Raw genomic sequence first — 6153 nt, forward strand, 5'->3', positions numbered from 1 at the left:
CGGACGCTTCCTTCGTACTCACCCTCACGGGCTTTCCTCCGGGCTTTTCCCTTCGGTCTTGCTGTCTTGCGTCTCCGACTCTATCAGTCCTTTTCCCTCTCCCTGACCACCGATTCGCAGGCATGCGGATGCGGTGTCCGAAGAACGATCAAGAATTGATAGATGCCACCGGCCCCCGACTCAAAGTCGCACCGGGGCCAGGCAGGAGTACGACCCTACATGCCGTCCACCGACACAGGCAAATCGTTTCCGGTCTCCTGCGAGGTCCGCCAACCGGCTGGTCTCCCGCGGAACCGGCACTTCCTATGACTTACCCTTCTGAACAGCACGTCGTCCCATCACAGGCGGTGACGGCGGCCTCGATCCCCCGCCCTCCTGGGAGGCTCCCCATGACCACCGTGACCGCCCCACTGTCCGGCCGGGCCATCGGGCTCGGCGCTGTACCCGATCCGGTTTTCGCCGGCGCGATGGTCGGACCCGGGATGGCCATCGATCCGGTCCGGGAGCCGGGCGAGGCTGTCTCTCCGGTCGACGGTGTCGTGGTGTCGCTGCATCCGCACGCCTTTGTCGTCGTCGACCCGGACGGTCGTGGAGTACTGACGCATCTGGGGATCGACACCGTCCAGCTGAACGGTGAGGGATTCGAGCTGCTCGTCAGCAAGGGAGACACGGTCACGCGCGGGCAGGGAGTTGTGCGCTGGAACCCGGTCGCCGTCGAAGAGGCCGGCAAGTCACCGGTCTGCCCCGTCGTGGCGCTCGAAGCCACGGCCGACTCGCTCTCCGACGTCCGGGAGGACGGCGAAGTGAAGACCGGCGACACACTCTTCGGCTGGCAGTGACGCCGATGCCGTATGTCAGGGACGAGCGCGCAGCGCTTGTCGTACTTCCCTCGCGGCGACCGGATCGCCGCATAACCGGAGACGGGTGAGATGGAGACAACGCTGCGAGGCGTCGGGGTCAGCCATGGTGTGGCGATCGGCGAGGTCAGGCATATGGGAACCGCGGTGCTCGAACCGCCGGCCAAGCAGATTGCGCCGGAGGAGGCGGAGCGCGAGCAAGGGCGGGCCCGTCAGGCTGTCGACGCGGTGGCGGCCGATCTGATCGCTCGCGGCAATCTGGCCGGCGGAGAGGCCCAGGGCGTTCTTGAGGCCCAGGCGATGATGGCGCAGGACCCTGAGCTGATGGCCGATGTGGACCGGCGGATCGCGGTCGGGAGCACCGCCGAGCGCGGTGTGTACGACGCGTTCGCCTCGTACCGCGCGCTGCTCGCCAATGCCGGGGAGTATCTGGCCGGGCGGGTCGCGGATCTGGACGATGTGCGGAATCGTATCGTCGCCCGGCTGCTGGGCGTTCCGATGCCGGGTGTGCCGGACAGCGACGAGCCGTATGTACTGATCGCCCGCGATCTGGCTCCCGCGGACACGGCGTTGCTCGACCCGGCTCTGGTGCTGGGTTTTGTGACCGAGGAGGGCGGGCCGACGAGTCACAGTGCGATTCTGGCGCGTGCGCTCGGTGTGCCGGCCGTGGTCGCGCTGCCTGGTGCGCAGGAGTTGGCCGAGGGCACGGTGATCGCGGTCGACGGCAGTACCGGTGACATCTTCGTCGAGCCGAGCGCGGCGAAGCGGGCCGAGCTCGAGCAGGCCGCGATCGCGCGGAAGGCCGCGCTGTCCGCCTCCATCGGACCCGGTGCGACATCGGACGGCCATACGGTGCCGCTGCTGGCGAACATCGGTGGTCCCGCGGATGTGTCGGCTGCCCTCGAAGCGGGTGCCGAGGGCGTCGGGCTGTTCCGTACCGAGTTTCTCTTTCTGGACGACAGCGAGCGGGCGCCGTCGGAGGAGAAGCAGATCGAGGCCTACCGCGCGGTGCTCGAAGCGTTTCCCGAGGGCCGGGTGGTCGTGCGCGTGCTGGACGCCGGCGCGGACAAGCCGCTGGCCTTCCTCACTCCGGCCGACGAGCCGAACCCGGCGCTGGGAGTGCGCGGTCTGCGGACTCTGCTGGACCATCCCGAGGTGCTGCGGACGCAGTTGACCGCGCTGGCGAAGGCCGTCCAGGGGCTTCCGGTGCATCTGGAGGTCATGGCGCCGATGGTGGCGGACCGTACGGACGCGAAGGCGTTCGCGGACGCCTGCCGTGAGGCCGGGCTGAGCGCGAAATTCGGTGCCATGGTGGAGATTCCGTCGGCCGCTCTGCGGTCGCGCTCCATTCTCCAAGAGGTGGAGTTCCTTTCGCTGGGAACCAATGATCTGGCGCAGTACACCTTTGCCGCCGACCGGCAGGTGGGCGCGGTGTCACGGTTGCAGGATCCGTGGCAGCCCGCGCTGCTGGATCTGGTGGCGCTGTCGGCCGAGGGCGCCAGGGCCGAGGGCAAGAGCTGTGGTGTGTGCGGTGAGGCGGCCTCCGATCCGCTGCTCGCCTGTGTGCTCACCGGGCTCGGTGTGACCTCGCTGTCGATGGGCGCGGCGTCGATTCCGTATGTACGGTCGGCGCTCGCGCAGCACACACTGGCGCAGTGTGAGCGTGCCGCCGCCGCCGCGCGGGCCGCGGACACCGCCGACGAGGCCAGGACGGCCGCGCAGGCGGTGCTGTCCGGCGAGTGATCCGGGGGAAGGGGCTTCGCGTCGTGGTGTGCGACGGGAAGCCCCTTCCGCGTTCAGTGGTGGGTGCCGGTGTCGTCGAGGCCGAGGTCGAATCCCGCGCGGTACTCCACGCCCGGTTCCGGGGAGAGCGGCTCTCCGGTGTCCGCGTCGGTGCAGTAGGCGTTGAAGACCTCGGCCTCGGTGAGCGGGACGAGCTCGCCGCGGTCCAGTCGCCAGCCGTGCAGCCGGTCGGGCGTGCCGGTGCCGGGTCCTGTCGTACGCAGCACGACTCCGCCGGGGCTCTCCAGGGCGATGCCCAGGGCCAGCACGCTGACGAATTCGGCTCCTTCGGAGGAGCCGAGCAGCACGGGCGCTCCTTCGGGACTGTCGATGTGGAGGACGGCGAGGAGTTGTTCGCCGGCGGCGGGAACGCTGGAGACGAGATGGTGTGTGCCGGATCCCGCCGCTTCGAGAAGTCTCAGCAGGATGTGGGAGGCACGGTCGAAGGCCGCGCGTCCGATGTCCTGTCCGCAGTCGGCGCACTCCCCGAGGTCGGCGAGGACCGTCGTCGCGTACTCCCAGGTCGCCCTGCGGACGGCGGTGCTGATCAGCAGTGGCACCAGCTGGTCGATGGGCTGGCCCGCGTAGGCGACGGCGGCTCCGCTTCCTGGGAGCGTGGCCGTGAAGCGGCTGCGGCTGGCCGCGGAGTCCGGGTCGAGTCCTCTCTCCGCGCAGTACTCCGCGAACTCCTCGGGATCGAAGAGACCGACGGTGGTGTGCACGCCCCGGGACGCCAGGGATGCGAGCAGTCCGTCGATCTGCCGCAGATAGGCGGCATGGTCGTCGAAGGTGAAGGTGGCGTAGCGCCGCATCGCGGTGAAGTCCTGCTCGTCGGCGAGCAGGCCGACGGTGCTGGGGACTTCGCGGCGCAGTCTGCGCCGTGTGGTCCTGGCCGTCCGCCGTGGTCCTGGCCCGGCGGGCCCGGGCCTCTCCGTGCCGCCGGTGCGCTGCCGCTGTCCGGTCTGCTGGTGCTGGTGCCGCTCGGTGTGCGCCATGTCTCCCCCTGAGTGCTGTCGGTCACTGCTCACTCACCGTAACCGGGGGGTCTGACAACGGTCAGTGACGAGTGCGGGCGAGGTCCTCGTAGAAGCGCAGCAGTTGGAGATTGTCGACGGAGCCCTCGTTGACGGCCTTGTCCAGTGCCGTGCCCTGGAGGAGGCGTTTGACCGGGACTTCGATGCGCTTGCCGGTCAAGGTGTGCGGGATGCCCGGGACTTCGATGATCTCGTCGGGAACATGGCGTGGCGAGAGCCGCTCACGGATTGTCTCCTTGACCCGTGCGCGCAGTGTGTCGTCGAGGACGGCGCCCGGTGCGAGATGGACGAAGAGCGGCATCCAGTATCCGCCGTCCGGCTCCTCCAGGCCGATGACCAGGGATTCACGGATCTCTGGAAGGCGTTCGACGGCTTCGTAGATATCGGCGGAGCCCATCCGGACCCCCTGGCGGTTCAAGGTGGAGTCGGAGCGGCCGTGGATGACGACCGAGCCGCGGTCGGTGAGAGTGATCCAGTCACCGTGGCGCCAGACGCCGGGAAACATCTCGAAGTAGCTGTCGCGGTAGCGGCTGCCGTCGGGATCGTTCCAGAAGCGCACCGGCATGGACGGCAGCGGATTGGTGACGACCAGTTCGCCGACCTCGCCGATGAGCGGTTTGCCCTGTGGGTCCCAGGCCTGGAGGTCGGTGCCCAGACAGGGCGCCTGGAGTTCACCGATCTCAACGGGAAGGGTGGGGACGGCTCCGGCGAAACAACTGCACACATCGGTACCGCCGCTGACGGAGGCGATCCACAGATCCTCGGCCACATCGTCGTGGAGCCAGCGGAAGCCGTCGGGCGGCAGTGGTGAGCCGGTGGTGGCGACGCATTTGACGCGGGAGAGATCATGGTCGCGGCCAGGATGCGCCTCCGCCTTGCGGCAGGCCATGACATACGCGGCGGAGGTGCCGAAGACGGTGGTGCCGGTCCGTTCGGCCACGCCCCACTGGGCGTCGACGGCGGGATAGCCGGGGCTGCCGTCGTACAGCACGATCGTGGTGCCGGTGAGCAGACCGGAGACGAGGAAGTTCCACATCATCCAGCCGGTGGAGGTGTACCAGAAGAAGCGGTCCTCGGGACCGAGGTCGAAGTGGAGGCCGATCTGTTTGAAGTGCTCCAGGAGGATGCCGCCCTGGGACTGGACGATCGCCTTGGGCAGTCCGGTGGTACCGGAGGAGTAGAGAACCCATAGCGGATGGTCGAAGGGAACCTGCTCGAAGACGTCGCCGTCTCCCCTGCCTCCGTCCTCGGCACCGCCACCGTCCTCGGCACCTGCCCTGCCGGCGGGCGCGCTGCCCGCGGTGAGGGCCGACCATTCGAGAGCTCCCTCCGGGGCCGGCGTACCCAGGAGCGGGACATGGACGACGGCGCGCAAGGTGGGCAGCTCCCGGCGGAGCTCGGCGACCGTCCCCGTACGGTCGTGTTCCTTGCCGCCGTAGCGGTAGCCGTCGACAGTGATCAGCACGACGGGTTCGACCTGCTGGAAGCGGTCCAGAACACTGCGCGCGCCGAAGTCGGGCGCGCAGGAGGTCCAGACTCCGCCGACGGCGGCGGTGGCGAGCAGCGCGACGGCCGCCTGCGGAATGTTGGGGAGATAGCCGCTGACCCGGTCGCCCGGGCGCACACCGAGGGCGCGCAGTTCCCGGGCGAGGGAGATCACCTGGCGCCGTAGTTCGGACCAGCTCAACGTGATCTGTTCGTGTGTCTCGTCCACGTACAAGATGGCCGGCTCATGGGCGCGGGCCGGATCCTCGGCCGTACGCAAGGCGTGTTCGGCGTAGTTGAGGGTGGCGCCGGGAAACCACTCGGCGCCCGGCATGGTGCGATCGCCCAGGACACGGCTGTACGGAGTGGAGAAACGTACGTCGAACCAGTCGGCGACGGCTCTCCAGAAGGTGTCGAGCTCCTCGACGGACCAGCGGTGCAGCGCCGCGTAGCCGCCCTCGGCCGGGGCTCCGTACCGCTCGGCCGCCCAGGCCTGGAAGCGGGTGACACGCGCTGCGGCGATACGGCCGGGATCCGGCCGCCAGAGAGGGGCTGGGCTTGCTGCTGCGGTCATGGGTCGGCTCCCGGCGGGCTCGGCACCGATGTACGGCGCTGGTGTACTCGTCGCTTCGTGCTCGACGCTGGTGTGCGCCGGTCGCGCGCACGTGCGGGGTGTGCGCGTGACGCGACTGACACGGACGATGCCATGTGATCGTCCCTCGCACCAGGTCTCGTCACCCATGGTCGGCAGGGCAGATATGTGCTCCGACCACGGGTGAACGGGAGTTGAACGATGCCCCACGCACCTAACCCGGATGGCAGGCTGAGCAGCATGGACGGTCGTGAACTGGTGCGTTCGATGAAAGTGGTCGGTTCGGTGCAGGGGCTGCGCGCCATACGGTCGGCGTGGCGCGGGCGGCGTACGGATGCCAGAGAGCTGGCACCGCGCGGCGCGGAGCGGGCCCGGGTGCCGGGACCGGTCAGCGGCGCGGAGC

General features: G+C 69.0%; 5 protein-coding genes. 3 read left to right on the forward strand and 2 right to left on the reverse strand.

Going from position 1 to position 6153, the window contains the following annotated elements; genetic code table 11:
• Positions 1 to 389 precede the first annotated feature (389 nt).
• Together GA0115259_RS29525 and ptsP are read left to right on the forward strand one after the other, a co-directional pair.
• Positions 390 to 839 carry a PTS sugar transporter subunit IIA gene (locus tag GA0115259_RS29525; RefSeq protein ID WP_093602683.1) on the forward strand — a complete coding sequence of 150 codons (450 nt, stop codon included), beginning with the start codon at positions 390 to 392 and terminating at the stop codon, positions 837 to 839.
• Between the two features lie 90 nt (positions 840 to 929).
• Positions 930 to 2600, forward strand: a complete 1671-nt coding sequence (gene ptsP / locus GA0115259_RS29530; RefSeq protein WP_093602685.1) for a phosphoenolpyruvate--protein phosphotransferase — start codon at positions 930 to 932, stop codon at positions 2598 to 2600.
• Positions 2601 to 2653: 53 nt separating this feature from the next.
• On the opposite strand, the gene GA0115259_RS29535 is transcribed toward ptsP, so the two are convergent.
• Both GA0115259_RS29535 and GA0115259_RS29540 read right to left on the reverse strand, forming a co-directional pair.
• The gene (locus tag GA0115259_RS29535; protein WP_107469287.1) at positions 2654 to 3634 is read right to left on the reverse strand and encodes a hypothetical protein; all 981 of its coding nucleotides are present in this window, start codon (positions 3632 to 3634) and stop codon (positions 2654 to 2656) included.
• 61 nt (positions 3635 to 3695) lie between these two features.
• Positions 3696 to 5732, reverse strand: a complete 2037-nt coding sequence (locus tag GA0115259_RS29540) for an acetoacetate--CoA ligase (protein ID WP_093602687.1) — start codon at positions 5730 to 5732, stop codon at positions 3696 to 3698.
• Between the two features lie 219 nt (positions 5733 to 5951).
• Here GA0115259_RS29540 and GA0115259_RS39720 point away from each other — a divergent pair.
• A partial coding sequence (locus GA0115259_RS39720; protein ID WP_141716738.1) for a hypothetical protein occupies positions 5952 to 6153 on the forward strand: 202 nt, incomplete at its 3' end.

Source organism: Streptomyces sp. MnatMP-M17 (genome assembly GCF_900091995.1).
Taxonomy (GTDB): domain Bacteria; phylum Actinomycetota; class Actinomycetes; order Streptomycetales; family Streptomycetaceae; genus Streptomyces.